Origin of the sequence: Taklimakanibacter lacteus (assembly GCA_003576695.1) — a bacterium.
Classification (GTDB): domain Bacteria; phylum Pseudomonadota; class Alphaproteobacteria; order Rhizobiales; family Aestuariivirgaceae; genus Taklimakanibacter; species Taklimakanibacter lacteus.
On the sequence record QOZQ01000014.1, the window covers coordinates 118,578 to 133,548 of the forward strand.

General features: G+C 62.1%; 21 protein-coding genes and 1 other RNA gene. 8 read left to right on the forward strand and 14 right to left on the reverse strand.

All coding sequences use genetic code 11. From position 1 onward, the window contains the following. Window positions 1-7: 7 nt before the first annotated feature. The 3 genes from ftsL to rnpB form a co-directional block, all read right to left on the reverse strand. A complete protein-coding gene (ftsL, locus tag DT068_RS24760; RefSeq protein ID WP_119392575.1) occupies window positions 8-361 on the reverse strand; it encodes a cell division protein FtsL in 354 nt (117 codons plus the stop codon). 1 nt (window position 362) lies between these two features. Next, complete coding sequence (rsmH, locus tag DT068_RS24765) at window positions 363-1,373, reverse strand: 16S rRNA (cytosine(1402)-N(4))-methyltransferase RsmH (RefSeq protein ID WP_119392576.1); 1,011 nt, start codon at window positions 1,371-1,373, stop codon at window positions 363-365. A gap of 205 nt (window positions 1,374-1,578) precedes the next feature. Beyond that, window positions 1,579-1,963, reverse strand: an RNA gene (gene rnpB / locus DT068_RS24770) — RNase P RNA component class A. A 117-nt stretch (window positions 1,964-2,080) separates the two neighbouring features. Between rnpB and DT068_RS24775 the strand changes: the two genes are divergently transcribed. The 3 genes from DT068_RS24775 (at window position 2,081) to DT068_RS24785 (ending at window position 3,317) form a co-directional block, all read left to right on the forward strand. Continuing rightward, on the forward strand, window positions 2,081-2,464 hold the full coding sequence (locus DT068_RS24775) for a DUF4112 domain-containing protein (protein WP_119392577.1): 384 nt from the start codon (window positions 2,081-2,083) through the stop codon (window positions 2,462-2,464). Beyond that, window positions 2,461-2,763 carry a hypothetical protein gene (locus tag DT068_RS24780; protein WP_119392578.1) on the forward strand — a complete coding sequence of 101 codons (303 nt, stop codon included), beginning with the start codon at window positions 2,461-2,463 and terminating at the stop codon, window positions 2,761-2,763. The genes DT068_RS24775 and DT068_RS24780 overlap by 4 nt, the downstream gene beginning before the upstream one ends. Window positions 2,764-2,858: 95 nt before the next feature. Continuing rightward, the gene (locus DT068_RS24785; RefSeq protein WP_119392579.1) at window positions 2,859-3,317 is read left to right on the forward strand and encodes a hypothetical protein; all 459 of its coding nucleotides are present in this window, start codon (window positions 2,859-2,861) and stop codon (window positions 3,315-3,317) included. A gap of 26 nt (window positions 3,318-3,343) precedes the next feature. Here the strand turns inward: DT068_RS24785 and DT068_RS24790 are convergent, their stop codons facing one another. Both DT068_RS24790 and DT068_RS24795 read right to left on the reverse strand, forming a co-directional pair. Further along, complete coding sequence (locus DT068_RS24790; RefSeq protein WP_119392580.1) at window positions 3,344-4,078, reverse strand: peptidoglycan recognition protein family protein; 735 nt, start codon at window positions 4,076-4,078, stop codon at window positions 3,344-3,346. 26 nt (window positions 4,079-4,104) lie between these two features. After that, the gene (locus tag DT068_RS24795; protein ID WP_119392581.1) at window positions 4,105-4,791 is read right to left on the reverse strand and encodes a TerB family tellurite resistance protein; all 687 of its coding nucleotides are present in this window, start codon (window positions 4,789-4,791) and stop codon (window positions 4,105-4,107) included. 130 nt (window positions 4,792-4,921) lie between these two features. Between DT068_RS24795 and DT068_RS24800 the strand changes: the two genes are divergently transcribed. Further along, window positions 4,922-5,434, forward strand: coding sequence for a hypothetical protein (locus tag DT068_RS24800; protein WP_119392582.1), 513 nt, complete (start codon window positions 4,922-4,924; stop codon window positions 5,432-5,434). On the opposite strand, the gene DT068_RS24805 is transcribed toward DT068_RS24800, so the two are convergent. Both DT068_RS24805 and DT068_RS24810 read right to left on the reverse strand, forming a co-directional pair. Then, entirely contained in the window at window positions 5,427-5,834 is a 408-nt protein-coding gene (locus DT068_RS24805; RefSeq protein WP_119392583.1) for an HIT domain-containing protein, read from the reverse strand. The genes DT068_RS24800 and DT068_RS24805 overlap by 8 nt on opposite strands. 14 nt (window positions 5,835-5,848) lie before the next feature. After that, window positions 5,849-6,181: a hypothetical protein gene (locus DT068_RS24810; protein WP_119392584.1), complete on the reverse strand. Its 333-nt coding sequence runs from the start codon at window positions 6,179-6,181 to the stop codon at window positions 5,849-5,851. A 287-nt stretch (window positions 6,182-6,468) separates the two neighbouring features. Between DT068_RS24810 and DT068_RS24815 the strand changes: the two genes are divergently transcribed. Further along, window positions 6,469-6,969 (forward strand): Ivy family c-type lysozyme inhibitor, encoded by a 501-nt coding sequence (locus tag DT068_RS24815; RefSeq protein ID WP_119392585.1) that lies wholly within the window; start codon window positions 6,469-6,471, stop codon window positions 6,967-6,969. 94 nt (window positions 6,970-7,063) lie between these two features. After that, on the forward strand, window positions 7,064-7,681 hold the full coding sequence (locus tag DT068_RS24820) for a hypothetical protein (protein WP_119392586.1): 618 nt from the start codon (window positions 7,064-7,066) through the stop codon (window positions 7,679-7,681). Window positions 7,682-7,945: 264 nt separating this feature from the next. On the opposite strand, the gene DT068_RS24825 is transcribed toward DT068_RS24820, so the two are convergent. The 5 genes from DT068_RS24825 to DT068_RS24845 form a co-directional block, all read right to left on the reverse strand. Then, the gene (locus tag DT068_RS24825) at window positions 7,946-8,593 is read right to left on the reverse strand and encodes an extensin-like domain-containing protein (protein WP_368905142.1); all 648 of its coding nucleotides are present in this window, start codon (window positions 8,591-8,593) and stop codon (window positions 7,946-7,948) included. Window positions 8,594-8,673: 80 nt separating this feature from the next. Then, complete coding sequence (locus tag DT068_RS24830; protein WP_119392587.1) at window positions 8,674-9,270, reverse strand: ABC transporter substrate-binding protein; 597 nt, start codon at window positions 9,268-9,270, stop codon at window positions 8,674-8,676. Window positions 9,271-9,342: 72 nt separating this feature from the next. Next, window positions 9,343-9,954 (reverse strand): ABC transporter substrate-binding protein, encoded by a 612-nt coding sequence (locus DT068_RS24835; protein WP_119392588.1) that lies wholly within the window; start codon window positions 9,952-9,954, stop codon window positions 9,343-9,345. Between the two features lie 97 nt (window positions 9,955-10,051). Continuing rightward, complete coding sequence (locus DT068_RS24840) at window positions 10,052-10,630, reverse strand: MlaC/ttg2D family ABC transporter substrate-binding protein (protein WP_162914432.1); 579 nt, start codon at window positions 10,628-10,630, stop codon at window positions 10,052-10,054. 10 nt (window positions 10,631-10,640) lie between these two features. Then, a complete protein-coding gene (locus DT068_RS24845; RefSeq protein WP_162914433.1) occupies window positions 10,641-11,651 on the reverse strand; it encodes an MlaA family lipoprotein in 1,011 nt (336 codons plus the stop codon). A gap of 203 nt (window positions 11,652-11,854) precedes the next feature. On the opposite strand from DT068_RS24845, the gene DT068_RS24850 reads away from it, so the two are divergent. Together DT068_RS24850 and metF are read left to right on the forward strand one after the other, a co-directional pair. Further along, complete coding sequence (locus DT068_RS24850; RefSeq protein ID WP_368905143.1) at window positions 11,855-12,895, forward strand: ArsR/SmtB family transcription factor; 1,041 nt, start codon at window positions 11,855-11,857, stop codon at window positions 12,893-12,895. Next, the gene (metF, locus tag DT068_RS24855; RefSeq protein ID WP_368905144.1) at window positions 12,892-13,764 is read left to right on the forward strand and encodes a methylenetetrahydrofolate reductase [NAD(P)H]; all 873 of its coding nucleotides are present in this window, start codon (window positions 12,892-12,894) and stop codon (window positions 13,762-13,764) included. Before DT068_RS24850 ends, metF begins: the two co-directional genes overlap by 4 nt. Before the next feature lie 175 nt (window positions 13,765-13,939). On the opposite strand, the gene DT068_RS24860 is transcribed toward metF, so the two are convergent. Beyond that, window positions 13,940-14,149, reverse strand: a complete 210-nt coding sequence (locus tag DT068_RS24860) for a glutathione binding-like protein (RefSeq protein ID WP_368905145.1) — start codon at window positions 14,147-14,149, stop codon at window positions 13,940-13,942. 202 nt (window positions 14,150-14,351) lie between these two features. Further along, window positions 14,352-14,852: a hypothetical protein gene (locus DT068_RS28205; protein WP_162914435.1), complete on the reverse strand. Its 501-nt coding sequence runs from the start codon at window positions 14,850-14,852 to the stop codon at window positions 14,352-14,354. Window positions 14,853-14,971 lie beyond the last annotated feature (119 nt).

Sequence of the window (14,971 nt, forward strand, 5' to 3'; positions counted from 1 at the left end):
ATTAGCCTTACTCCATCGCCTTGAGAATGTCGCCGATCGCATCCTTGCCCGCTTCCTCCAGCTTGACGGGAGGTTCGGCCGGCACGCGTGCCGCGAGCTCGTCGATCCTGACGAATTGATCGGGCGAGATGCGCTTGAGTGTCAGATGCTGCTCGGCCAGGCGCTGCAGCCGCTCGGGCCGGATCAGGCTGGACCATTCGGCACCGAGAAGCCCGATGGTCTCCTTCTCATTGGCGATGGCGCCCTGCGACCGCGCGATCTGGCGCTCGACGCCGCGGATCGAATGTTCCAGCGAATAGAGCACATAGGCGGCGCACAGAACCGCCAGCACCAGACACGCGTTGAAAGTCCTGATCCACATTTCAGTTGCGCTGCCCTTCGATGTGCGGAACCGCGATATCGTCGAGATTGAGAGGCAGTGGCGAGGCGGCGGTGCGTTCCCCGGCACGTAATTTGGCCGACCGGGCGCGCGGATTCTCCGCGATCTCCGCGCTTCCCGCCTCCTGATGGCCGCGGAACAGCGGCACGAAGCGTGCCGCCATCTCGGCCTCACGGCCCGGCATATGGCGCGACGCTGCCGGCAGCTTGCCGCTCCGTTCGGCGAAAAAGCGTTTCACGATCCGGTCCTCGAGCGAATGAAAGGTCACGACGGTGAGACGGCCGCCGGGCTTGAGCAGGCGTTCGGCCGCCGCCAGCGCATGGGCGAGCTCATCGAGCTCGCGGTTCACATAGATGCGCAGCGCCTGGAAGGTGCGCGTGGCGGGATGGATGCGGTCCTGCGGACGCTGGCGCCCGGTCGCTCTCTCGATGGCGCGGACCAGCGCCTGGGTGGTGAGAATGGGCTCGGCGCCCCGCGCCTTGACGATCGCCTGGGCGATCGCGCGGGCTTTGCGCTCCTCGCCCAATATGCCAATGATGCGCGACAGGTGCTCGGGCTCGGCGGCATTGACCACATCGGCCGCCGACGGCCCCGCCTGCTCCATGCGCATGTCGAGCGGACCGTCCTTGGCGAAGGAGAAGCCGCGGGCGCCATCGTCGATCTGCATCGAGGAGACGCCGATATCGAGTGCCGCCCCGTCGATCATCGTGATGCCGAAGCGGCCGGCAAGCTCCTCCATGTCGCTGAACCGGCCTTCGACCAGGGTGAGACGGTCGGGAAAATCGGCCAGCATGGCCGCACCGCCGGCGATCGCTTCGGGGTCGCGATCGATGGCGAGGACCTTGCAGCGGGCGGCGGTGAGGATGGCGCGCGTATAGCCGCCGGCGCCGAAGGTTCCATCGACATAGATGCCGCCATCGCGCGGCGCCAGTGCCGACAGCACTTCCGCGAGCATCACCGGTTTGTGCCGGGCATCTGTGCTGGGCGGCGTCATGGTTTTCGGTACGGTGAACAGATTACTAATGCAAAGGCGACAATGCTCCGTACCGCCTTAACAAATCGTTTCGACAACGCCTTGTCAGCGCGCTTCCCGGCGAGGTGGAATCACTTCGCCGAAAAGGATTCGCGCCAAATCAATATTCTGGAGCAAATCCCAAAGTCTTCTAACTTTGGCGGGATTTGCTCCGACAGGAAATAAAGGTGCCAGCCGGCCTGTAAGCCGGGTTCTGTTCACGCCCCGAGGGGCGCTCGATGACCATTCATCTGGAGCGCGTGTCGCCACGCGCTTCGCGCGACCAACCCGGGCGGCGGGCTGAAAACGACCCTGGGCCCGAAGGCCCATGCCGCCCCTATTCGGTCTTGCTCCCGGTGGGGTTTACCGTGCCGCGCCCGTTGCCGGCCGCGCGGTGCGCTCTTGCCGCACCGTTTCACCCTTGCTTCGGACTGATCTGAAGCGGTCTGTTCTCTGTGGCACTATCCCTGGGGTTACCCCCGCCGGGCGTTACCCGGCACCGTATTTCCATGGAGCCCGGACTTTCCTCCCGGGAGGCGCAAGGCCTCCCCGGCGGCCATCCGGCCAGCTGGCGGACTCACAGTTAGGAGTCCGGGGACACAACGTCAACCCTCGCGAGAGGCCTTGAAAAACCAATTGAATCGGGGCGCCGCTTACCCATCTATGGCCCGTTCAAAAGGAACCTCTCGATGACGACTTTCGCCGCTGCCGCCCCCTTCGACCTCGCAGACCAGGCTCGCCGGCTGGCGCGGCTGAGGCAGCTGGCCCGTATCATGGACACGGCTTTGCGCATTCCCGGCACGCGCATCCGCTTCGGCGCCGATTCGGCGCTCGGTCTGATCCCGGGCGCCGGCGATGTCATCGGCCTCGGCATTTCACTCTTCGCCTTCACCGAGGCCGTGCGCTTGGGCGTCCCGCCCCGCCTGCTGGCTCGGATGATCGGCAATATCGCCATCGACACCGGGCTTGGCACCATCCCCGTCGCCGGTGACATTTTTGACTTGTTCTTCAAGTCGAATACGCGGAATCTTAAACTGCTGCTTGAGCATCTGGAGCGGGAGACGAAGATGTGAGGGGGCTCGTATGGTTCGTTGCCTGGCTTTGCGTCGGCCTCTGGAGCGCGATCGCGGTCGCAGGCTACTGGCTGATCGATGTCCTGACCGGCATTGCCGCCAACAATGCAGACAAGATTGGCGGTGATCCCGAGACAGCCGAATTCATCAACTGGCTGGCCCTCCTCTTGCAGAGCATCGGCAGTATCACCGCCGTGATCCTCTGGGCGGTGATTGCGATCGCGATACTGGGTATCGCCTGGCTCATCACCCGATTGATCGGTAGGCCTTCGGGGGCACAACCCCCGGCCCCGACCTGAACGCCACTTACCGCTAACCCGCAACTCGGCTATGAGTCGGTTTCCGGGTTGCGGCCCGCCTGCGATGCAGAGGCGCCGCGTGAGAGAGGGTGGATATGTGGACGCGCTGTCTGCTGGCCGCGATATTGGCCTGCGCTGCTTTGCCGGCCTGGGCGCAGGAACGCGAATGGATTTTCGATACTGGCGATGAGGACGCCTATCTCGTCTTTGGCGTGCCTGATTCGGATGATGCCGGCATCAGCTTCGGCTGCACCTTGCAATCGGGCGAGATCCGCATCTTTGTCCCGGAAGCCGGCGAAGACCTCAAGCCGGACGACAAGATCAACTTGGTGGTGACGGTCGGCGGCAAGGACTTCAGCTTTGCCGGCGTGACGACCCCCAATGAAATGTCGGGGACAACCAGCGCCGAAGCTGTCATGCGGGCGGACGATCCCATTTTCCCCGAACTGCGCAAGGCAGACCGCTTCACGGTCAAGACCGGCAGGGAAGAGAACACCTTTCCGCTCGAGGGCTCCGATTTCGAGAGCCTGGTGCACGCCTGCACCAAGGGCTGACCTCTATCTTCCAGATCGCGATCAGGTCAGGTCGGGGCGACCGCCACTTCCGGCAACGCATCCAGCAGATGCCGTAAGGTCTCGATCGTCGAGCGGTCGGCAATGCCGTCGATGCGAACGGGGCGGAAATGCCGCTGGAAGGCGCTCACCACGGATTTGGTCTCGGGCCCGAACGCACCGGTGATCTCGATGCCATAGCCATAGAGCGCCAGCATCGCCTGCAGCGCCTCGACCGCCTCTCCGCTGTCGCCCTGCTGCAGGAACTGACCACCGCCCAGCCGGTGCGGCGGCACCCAATGGCCGAGCCCCTGCTCATGGAGCCTCTTCCAGTCGAATTTCTCGCCCGGATCGATCTTGCGGCCGGGCGCCACGTCGGAATGCGCCAGCACATGCTCGGGCCTGATCGCATGACGGGCAACGATGTCGCGTCCGAGCGCCACGACGGCCGCCATCTGCTTTTCGGGGAAATCCGCATAGCCGCGATCATGTCCAGGATTATGGATCTCGATGCCGATCGAGCATGAATTGATGTCGCGCTCACCCTTCCAGAGCGACCGCCCGGCATGCCAGGCACGCAGATCCTCATCGACCATCTGCGTGATGCGGCCGTCGCAATCGACCAGATAGTGGCACGAGACTTTCGAGGCCGGGTTGCACAGCCAGGCGCAAGCCGTCTCGGCGCTCTCCATGCCGGTATAGTGGAGCAGCAATATGCGCGCCGTCTTGCCCTTCTGGCGTGGCTCGACATTGGGCGACGGCATGACATGGTGCCGGAGGCTGGTTCCCTTCACAGATTGCGCTCCCGGGCAATCTGCTCATAGGCGGCATTGATGCGCGCCAGTCGCTCGGTCGCGACCTCGATCATCTCGGGCGGCATGCCGGCGGCAATATGCTTGTCGGGGTGGTGATCGCGCACCAGCTTGCGGTAGTGCTTGCGTACCTCATCGTCGCTGGCGAAATCCTCGATGCCGAGGATGATATAGGGGTCGTCCTTCGCCGGCACCAGATGTCGGGCCTTGATGCGGGCAAAGTCGCGCGCGGTGAAGCCGAAGATCTCCGCCACGCTTTCTAGATAGACAAGCTCGCGCTCATGCACGGCGCCGTCCGCCTTGGCGATGTGGAACAGGCTGTCGATGACATCCTCGAGGACCTGCGGTTGGTCGGCGAACAGCCGTGCGAGCTGGCGCGCATAGGCGTCGTAGCCTGCCACATCCTGCTTGGCGAGATTGAACACCCGTGCCACCCCGCCCAGTTCGCGGTCGGGGACCCGGAAGACCTGTTTGAAGGCGGTGATCTCATCGCCGGTCACGATCCCGTCGGCCTTCGCCATCTTGGCACCGAGCGCGATGACGCCGATGGTGAAGGTGATCGACATTTCCGGATTGGACCGCGGCTGGGTGATCTTCGCGAGGAAGGTCGAGACCGAGTCACCGATGGCGGAAATAACCTGACTTATGCGGGACCAGATGGACATGTGCGGTGCAGCATAATGGATTCGGCGGCAAGCGCCAGCCAGCCTCCGGCCTGGCCGGGCAGCTCCGGCCGAAGCGTCTGAATTTCCCCGCAATTGACGGGAAGACTTCCCCCATGACAGGAAGGGTTCCATGAAACTTGCAGCGACAGCCCTATCGGCCCTGGTCCTCGGCCTCTCCGCGCCTCTTTGCCCGGCCTGGTCGGAGGAAAAATTCGATTGCAAGAAGTCCGAGAATGTCGAGGTCGCCGAGACCCTCAAGCCGCTGATCGAAAAGGCCAGGCTGTGCAAGGGTCTCAAGAAGAAGGTCGATGCCGGCCTGTTCAAGGTGAAGATCAAGGTCGACCAGACCCGCTCGGTCGAGGTCGAGCACATCGACTATTGCACCTCGGATGCCAGCCGCAAGATCGAAGGCACCGTCGCCGTCGAATGCTCGAGCGATGACGATGCCGAAGTCCATATCACGCTGGCCGAAAGCTTCGATGTCGCCATCGCGATCAGCAACAAGACCTGCGCGGTCACCGATTTCAGGATCGAGCCGCAAGGCGATATTGGCCGGCTGATCGCCAAGAACTCGGATTTCGAGGACAAGGTGCGCAAGGCGGTCGAGAAGGAGATCGCCAAGGCCTGCGACAGCGCTAGCTGAACAGCCTCAGGAGATCTGCCGTGAGACGCTCCCGCGGTTCTTCCTCGTAAGGAGCACGCACGCCCTGCCCCCAGACAGGTCCCGGCCATGCGGCATCGCTCTCGAACCGGGCGATGACATGCACATGCATCTGGCGCACGATATTGCCGAGCGCGCCGACATTGAGCTTGCGAGGCGAGAACCTTTGGGCGAGCCCGCGCCCGGCGCGTGCGATCTCGATGGAAAGCACGGATTGGTCCTCGGGGCTGAGCTCGGTCCACTCTTCGAGCCCGTCGCGCCGCGGCACCAGGATGAGCCACGGAAAGCGCGCATCATCCATGAGCCGCACCTGGCACAACGGCCAGTCGACAAGGAATATGCTGTCGGCTGCGAGGCGCGGTGAAAGCTGGAAGCCGGTCACGGGGTCCGGACGGCTCAGCGCTTCTTCCAGTAGTAGAAGGCCTGGAATACGGGGCGATCGACGTCACGGCCGGTCTCGAGCAGCTGCTCCACATGCCAGGCACGGCCGGCGACCCAGATCGTCGACCAGATGACCGGGATAAGCCCGAGCGCCATCAGTACATACATCACCATGTCCGGCAGGCCGAGCAGCTTGGAGAAGGCCCAGATGATGGCGGCGAAGGCGGCGCCCAGCTTGGTCACCGACAAGAGCACGACGCCCGCCGCCGACAGGAAGCTGTTCAGGAATCCCATCGAATGGGACGCCGGCGCAGGTGTGGCCTTGGGGGTGATGATTTCCTGTTCCATGGCGGGAGAGATAGTCTGCCTCGGCTGAAAATGCAAATTTCGCCGGAGGCGGAATGGCATGCCGGGCGGGCGGATCCGGGGGCGGCAATCATGCCATGGGCGATCTCCCGATCCGAATCCGGATTGTGGCCTACGGGGACGGACCCGGAACAAGCAAACCAGTTGCGTGACAACAAGGAGTTGTGTGAAAAGCCCGTTGCCAATTTCGGAATCGGGGAACCCAGCCCCGACGATGCCACATTCAGGCGGTTAGACTGCGCCCATCCCAATGATCGGCTCTTGATTTCATGAAGCTCTCAAAGCTTGCAAGCCTGCTTTGTCTGTTCTGTAGCACAAGTCTCGCCCAGGCCGCCGATCTCCCCGCATCGGCGGATGAGCTGTCGGTCTATGCAGGCAAATATCCTTTCGACGTGGTCGACGGCTTTTCCTTCTTCGAGCATCCCAAGGTGATCGCCGCGATCGATGCCGCGGCCGGGCCCGGTACCGCCGACTGGATCGAGGATCTCGATGTCGGCACGCCGATAAAGCTGCAGGAGGATGGACTCATCGCCGCGGTCTGCGAGGCGCATAATTGCGGCGGCAACAACGCGGCTGTCGCCGTATCGGCCTCAGGCCGGCTGATCGCGCTTTGCCTGTTCTCGAAATCGGGCGATGTCGGCATGGTGGCGGGCCAGGTGCACTGGATCGGGCTTAATCTCGACCGCTATGTCGAGCCGCCGGAGGACGGCGGCGGCTGCCCGCGCGACGCCGATGAATTTCTGGAGGCCTATACGCGGGTGATCCACTAGGTCTCGCCAATTGACGAATGGTCACCAGTGGCCAGGATGATTCGATTTATGAAGTATCTCGGTTAAGATCATGATTGGAATCGGGAGTTTGGCAATGCGCTGGACGAGGCTGTTGATCTGCGGAGCCGGGATTCTCATCCCGTCGGCGCCGCTCTTTGCCCAGACCGCTGCTGAAAGCAGCGACGCAACTCTCCTGCACGGTTGCCAGTGGAAGGAGCAGACCGTTCTCATCCACGGCAAGCCCCATCAGCAGCTGAGCTTCCGCTATCAGGAATGCACGAGCAAGGACTTGCCGAAAGTCGTCTATGCCTTGAATGAGCGCGAGGAGCTCATCCAGTCCTGGGGCGGCGACCATGGCGGTCCGGTCGCCCAGTTCTGGCCGCTCAACGATGTCAAACCATCCGTGCTCATCGAGGACGTCGCATCGCCTTCTATCAAGGAGAAGGAGAAGGGCCGCTGCCTCGTGCATCTCGACTTCGCCTCGGGCACTTACAACTACGAGCCCAATGTCTCCTATATGGAAGAGCTTCTCGCGACCGACGAGGTCTTCGCCGCCTGCGGCAATTACGGCACCACCAACGATGCGATCCAGTATTTCACCGTCATCGACGGCGCCCTGCTCGCTTATGTGTGGCTGGGCCAGGACACGCCGTTCTTCGATCCGGCGAGCTTCAAATATGTCAACACCGAGAAACCGGGTGTTGTCGAGTAGCGCATCGGCCCGTCTGGGCGACGATAGGCTCTCCCTCCACCGCCGCCCTTGCTCCGCCGAAGCGAAGCCTCAGCTTCGCGAAGGCGAGAGGCGGGGAGGGTGGCGCGCGGAATGCGCGTCGGGTGGGGTGTATCCACAAGGAAAATCTCTCAAGCAAAATATTTGCAAGCCATTCAGGCCAGTCATCGAATATTTTCCGGTGGAAAGACCCCACCCGGCGCTTCGCGCCACCCTCCCCGCGCTTCGCGCGGCGGAGGGAGAGCCCTACTTGCAATAGGCCTTGCCGCTGCGCCGGTTGGCGAGATCGAGATGGAAATGATCGCCGTGATGGCGGTCTGACCCGGGGCCCAGCACGGTCATGAACTCGCCGCAGGCATCGTGGCGGATCTCGCGCAGGAAGTCGCGCTCATCGCCGCCGCCGCGCCAGCCCTGCTTGACGGTGATCTTGCGTCCGTCGGCGAGGGTGAAGCTCGATATGTCGATGGCATTGCCGAAGCCGTGCTCGCTCATGCGGGCGCCGCGCTTGTTGTTGCGCGCCCGGCAGGAATAGGACGCGGCAACCGTGATCGCCGTCACATTCTCGCCGAAGGCGGTCTGTGCGGCCGGCTGCACCGTGCCGTTCATCCAGTCATGCAGCGGCTGGGTGACGCTGCAATTGAGCGTCGCCGGCTGGGTGAACCGGACGCTGGCGACCGAATACATCTTCCACGGATTGGGCACCTGGCAGCCATTGCCCTCATCGATCGGATCGAGCCTCTCGGCTTCGCCCAGGATGCGCGGATCGGTCAGGCAGTGGATCGGGGGCGCGATGAGCCCTTCGGTGGTGAACTGCTTGGAGCCGTCGCCACAGGCTGAAAGCATGGCGAGCAAGGCTGCGCCGAAGCCCAGCCCGACAGCTTTGTGGAAACGCATGAAGCAACTCCGGAACGCGACCGACCCGTCCGGACGTTAAAATTTTAAGATTAATGGAGGCTTAGCAGGCGAGTGCGCGCCTATCCTTCGAGCGCGTTCATCAGCTGGACGAGGTCACCTTTGCGCTTCGACAGATAGGACGTGAAGATGCCGCGCTGCATATAGACCATCGAGAAGCCGAGCACCTTGGCATCGGCGACCTTGTAGCCCTTGTTGCGCCACACCAGCCGCCAGGTGACATTGTAGGTCTGGCCCGACAGCAGATAGATGCGGCTCGAGACCATCACATCCTTGCCGTCCTGCGTCGCCTCGCCCACTTCGTATTTGGCGATCGGATATTCGCGCGACTGGTCGGCAAAATACCGCGACATGAACACGGCGACGCCGCGGAAATAGCGCGGCCGCTGGCCCGCCCCCAGATTGGCCTTGTACTGGCCGAGCGAGTAGAGCGCGATATCGGGCACATCGGCATAGCGCTGGATGACGCCGAGGAAGCTGGCGACGGTGCCTTGCCGGTGGGCTTCGAGCAGGTCCTTGCCGACCTTCTTCATGAAGGCCACCGAAGGATGGTTCTTGTCGCCGGCCTGCACCGCCGGGGCGCCCGCGATCGCCAATGCGACGGCGCCACTCGCCTTGATGAAGGCGCGCCGTGACAGGCCCTTTGGAACATCAGTCATGATTCGACCTGGTTGGCTTGCTCAAATGCTGAGACGTAACGGAACGGGCATCGTTTCGTCAACTGCCCGCCCTCACCAGCTTTCGGCGCTCTTCAGCTCGGCGAACAGCGCGTCGAAATCGCCTTTCGAGCGCTTGAGCACATCGGTGAAGCGCTTCTTGAGCTGCAGCGACAGCCAGACGCCGCGGACGTTGATGTCGCCGACCTGACCGGCGCCCAGGATGCGCCAGCGCACCTGCGTGGTCGAGCCGTTCTTGAAGCGCACCAACGAGTTGACGAGCGTCGCGTTGCCCTGCTTGCTCGATGAATCGATCTCGATCTTGGAGCCCTGGAACTCGTCGATATAGTAGACGAAGAACGCCGCCATATAGAACGACACGAGCTTGACGAATTCTCCGGCCTTGCCGGGCGGCAGGTTCTTGCGATAGGGCCCGAGCGCCACGAGGCCGACCGAGCGCACATTGGCGTTCTGGTTGATGAGGTTCGACAGGCGCTGCCGCATGGCGGCCTTGCCGGCGCCGCTATTGGCGACCCTGAGCACGTTGGTGCCGACCGTGGTGACATATCGTTCGGCGGGCGAAAGGGCCAGGGCCTTGTGGCCCGCCAGGCTGGTTGAGGCGAGCAGCGCGCCAAGGCCCAGGAGTCCGCGGCGGCTCAAACGGCTATTGAAAACAGAATCGCTCATCCCTGATCCGTCAGTTGGTTGCCTGCCCTCTCTGGCCGGGTTTTTGCCAGAGGTCGCGGGTCTTATGCAAGCCGGGAAGTGAAAATCGTGTGACGCTTCATTGCCTGAGATAGGCGAGAAGCGCCGATATCTGGCCGTTGTTCTTCTTCAGGACCGACACGAAATTCGTCTTCTGGGTGGAGGCGAGCCAGATCCCGTCGACATTCACATCGAATATCCGGAAGCCGCCGCCGCGCTTGACCAGCCGCCATGTCACCGGCACCGATCCGCCGCCGCCGAAATTGAGCACGCTCTTCACCAGGACGCTGTCGCCGGCATCGGACGTGCCCTTCACCTCGAGGCCCTGCCCGGCAAGCTTCTTGGCATTCTGCTGGAAGACCTTGGCGATATAGTTCTCGACAAGGCCATAATACTCGGACTTCACGTCGTTGGTGAGCGACTTGCGATAGGGGCCGAGCGAATAGATGGCGATGGCCGCAATATCGGCATTCGACCTCAGCAGCGAGCGGAACTGGCTCACCGAATTGTTGCGGGCGGCGGCGATGACGCCATTCCCGACTTTCGACACATAGCTCTCGGCCGGCGAGGCGGCGTATGCCAGGGAGGGTAGGAGCGCCATCGAGGCAGCCAAAGACATGAAAAAGCGACGGCTGAGAGGCCGGACGATGTCAGTCATCTTGAGTTCCTCAATATGGGTTGAGGGTTTGCGGGAGAGCGGAGGGCGGCAGGCTGTTGACGCCGGAACCCGGATTATATCCGGCCGCTTCATTGGCGATCTCGGCTTGCCGCTTTTGAGCATAGAGATCGCGGACACTGGCGTACAAATCGGGCGAATTTTTGCGCAGGTTCTCGTAATCGTCGAGGATGGCCTCGCGGCTCACGACGATCTGGGTGCCGACCGGGATCGATTTCTGCCACAGCGGCGCATCGTAAAGTATCCAGGTCATCGGATTGACCGCCGTATCGACGACCATGCCGCCGGCGTCACGCGGATTGCTGGGCCCCAGGATCGGCAGGACCAGATAGGGACCGCTGCCCACCCCCCAGGTGCCGAGCGTCTGGCCGAAATCCTCGCGGTGCAGCGGCTCGCCGAGACCGGTCGCATGATCGAATATGCCGCCGATACCGAGCGTGCTGTTCACCATGAAGCGCTTGATCGTGTTGGCGGCCGCTTCCGGATTGCCCTGCAGGATGTCGTTGCTGAGGGTGATCGGCGTGGCGAGATTGTTCAGCACATTCGTCACGCCGGTGCGGACGGGGCGCGGAATGACGGCCCGATAGATGCGCGCCGACGGCTCGAGCACCAGGCGATCGACGACCTGGTTGAAGCCGAACACCACGCGGTTCACGCCCTCGAACGGATCATCTGCGGCCTCGACGAGATCGCCGGGAATGTCGCCTTCATCACCGCTGCTCTCGGTGCCGGTCTCGTTCAGATCCTTCGGCACCTGGACGCCATCGACGACGTCAACGCCGGGAACGGTCGCCGCGGGCTCGATGATGACCCGCATCGCCGGATCCGCCTTGAAGGCTTTGGCAACTTTGGCGGATTTCTTCTTGCCGGGCTCTTCAGCCGGCTTGACCGTCAGGGCTACGCCCTTGAAAGCGGACTTATTGGCCTGACGTTCAGCCGAGGCCGTGCCGGGCAGCAATGCGAACAGCGCGGCAACGCAGACGCATGCAAGCATGCGGCGCATTTGAACGCTCTTTCGATTGCGCACCACCCGGATCATTCTCGCTCCTGTTCGGCCACTTTATCTGATTTTCCCGAAATCACGATCACAAATTATGTGACGCTTCATGTCTCTGCTTGGACCGCGAGTTAGGCCTTTTTTAGGTTAAGAACAGGCTAACATTGATTTTGACATAAAGATATGTTTATGTGAGCATGTCAAACTCCATGGCTGGGCTTGACCCGGCCATCATGCAGGTTTTCATGGACGAACTTCTTGCCGGAATGCGGGCCATTGCCGAGACGACGCGGCTCAGGCTGCTGTTTGTCCTGTCCCATGGCGAGTTCAATGTCAGCGAGTTGACCCAGATCCTGGGCCAGAGCCAGCCGCGCGTCAGCCGCCACCTTAAGTTGATGGCCGAGGCCGGGCTGCTCTCGCGCTACAAGGAAGGCAGCTGGGTGCTGTTCCGCCTGAGCGAGCAGACGCGCGGCGCCGCCTTGGCGCGCGCCGTCGTCGATCTCCTCCCCGGTTCGGACCAAGTGCTGGTGAGCGACATTGCCCGCATGGAAGAGATTCGCCGCCAGCGCGCCGAGAACGCCTTGAGCTATTTCCGCACCAACGCGCCCAACTGGGAGAGGCTGCGCTCGCTGCATGTGAGCGAGGCCGATGTCGAGACCGCGATGCTCGACATGGCGGGGGCTGGCGATCTCGGGAATTTCTTCGATCTCGGCACCGGCACCGGCCGCATCCTGGCGCTGTTCGCAGGGCGCGCCGCGCAGGCGACCGGCATCGACCAGAGCCGCGAGATGCTGATCGTCGCCCGCGCCAATCTCGAAGCGGCGGGTCTGCGCCAGGCGCAGGTGCGCCAGGGCGATATCTATGCCCTGCCCTTCCCTTCGGCGGCTGCCGATTTCGTGACCGTCCACCAGGTCCTGCATTACCTCGATGACCCCGGACGCGCTTTGACCGAGGCCGCCCGCGTCCTGAAGCCCGGCGGCCGGCTTCTCATCGTCGATTTCGCGCCGCATGAGCTTGAGCATCTGCGCGACCAGCATGCCCATCGCCGTCTCGGCATCGCCCCGGACCTCATGTCCTCATGGCTGAAGCGCGCCGATTTACGATTGATCAAGGAACGGACCTTGCCGCCGCCCAGGAGCAATGGCGCGGCAGGCCTCACTGTGTCGCTGTGGCTCGCCCAACGGCCGGCCGATGACATATCGCGCACTGCGCGCGGCGCAAGAAATCGCGTGGAAGGAAACCTGGCGTGAACAGCAAGCCTGAACTGAGAGTCTCTTTCGAATTCTTCCCGCCCAAGCCCGGCGAGGCCTCGGAGAATTTCTGGAAGGTGATCAAGCGGCTCGAGGAGATGAAGCCGCATTTCGTCTCGGTGACCTATGGCGCCGGCGGCACCACGCAGGAGCGCACGCTGGGCACGGTCAATTCGATCCTCGAACGCACCTCGCTCAAGCCGGCAGCGCACCTCACCTGCGTCGGCGCCCCCCGCGAGGACGTCGACAAGGTGGTGCGCGGCTACTGGGAAGCCGGCATCCGCCATATCGTCGCCTTGCGCGGCGACCCGCCGGGCGGTGTGGGCACGCGTTTCTCTCCCCATCCGCAGGGCTACCGCAATGCCGCCGATCTGGTGCGCGGCATCCGCGAGATCGCGCCCTTCGAGGTCTCCGTCTCCGCCTATCCAGAAAAGCATCCCGAGGCCGTTTCGATCGAGGAGGACCTGGCCTTTCTCGCCGACAAGGCCGAGCATGGCGCGACGCGCGCTCTGTCGCAGTTCTTCTTCAACAATGCCGCCTTCCTGCGCTTCCGCGACCGCGTGATGGCGCGCGGCATCAAGATCGAGCTGGTGCCCGGCATATTGCCGATCACCAATTTTGCCAGGGTCAGGGAGTTCGCCGAGAAATGCGGCGCCTTCCTGCCCCCTGCCCTCGCCCAGCGCTTCCACGGCCTCGACGCCGATCCCGAGACGCGCAATCTGGTGGCGGCGATGGTGGCGGCCGAGCAGATCGACTTCCTGCGCCGCGAAGGCGTCGACAGCTTCCACTTCTATACGCTGAACCGCGCCGATCTCGTCTATGCGATCTGCCGCGTCGTCGGCCTCGGCGAGAAGGCCGAAGCGGCCTGAAGGCCGTGCTGCCAGAGCCAAACCCTCCATAGCCGCCCTGCGCCCACTCCTATTTGGGAGTGGCCGATGCCGTGCCGAGCCTTACAGGCTCACGCGTCGGCGATTGCGAATTCACCGATCCCGGCAAGGCGTTTCCGAGCGCCGCAAAAATGCTCCATCGAATTGTTCGGGAAGCTCAATTCTTCCAGTCTTCCATTTCATTGCGGGCCCACACTTTCGTGATGGCCGGATGCGCGGTCACGCGGTCATACATCGCGCGCATATTGGGATGCTTCTTGAAGAAGGCGGGCACGTCGAGATTCCATGTCGCCAGCATGGCGGCATAGATGTCCGCCACGCACATTTTCTCGCCCAGTATGTAGACATTTCGGTGATGTGGTGTCACCGAAATCCTTACTCATCAAACCCGTGTGCCGCGAAGCTGTTCTTTGCAATATCAAGACCAGTGGTGGTAATCTTCGTCATGGTGGATGGCTCCTCAGATGGACTTTACAACGGACCCATCTTGGCACATCAGATGCCGATGGCGGGCGCCGTCCACCACATCACCGAAATTCCTGTAATCAAAATTCGAAAATCCGGCACGATCACTGGCAGATCGGCGCTTGCCTAGCCAATGCAGCGCAATTCGCAGAACCTTGTTTTGAAATCATAACGTCTTCCCAACATCGCTGTACCACTAGCCAGCATTGAGCTATCTTTTCATTCTTCGCAAATTGCAGCCCGCCGCTACCAACCGCCATACCTAAAACCTCAGCGGAACCTGCCGCAAGCTCTGGATTCTTTCCGTCCTGCACAAGCTCGAGAAGCCAGTTATGGGATTTTTTCTCCCAATCGGATTGTTCAGGATACGATTTGCCCTGACCTCGCACAACCACTACATAAAAGGCAAATCGCAACCTTGCCAACGCATTCGAACGAACAGCAAGTGGATAAACCTCTGTAGCAGCCTTAAAGGGTTCCCCAGCATTCCACAACTCGTGAGCCGTCTTCAGTGAATCCGCCATAGAATGGCTAGAGACCACAAATAGGACGAGTAGAGCAGAAACGAAGTGTCCATATCTTTTCATGCTCGCATTCACCTTCATCAATATCTCATGCCAGCGTTGTATCGATCCTCGATAACTTGTCCTTGCGCTTCAAGTGTCAAGTCCTCAAGTCTGGTATTATTAGACATTTCGACATTTCGGTGACAGTGCATTTAACT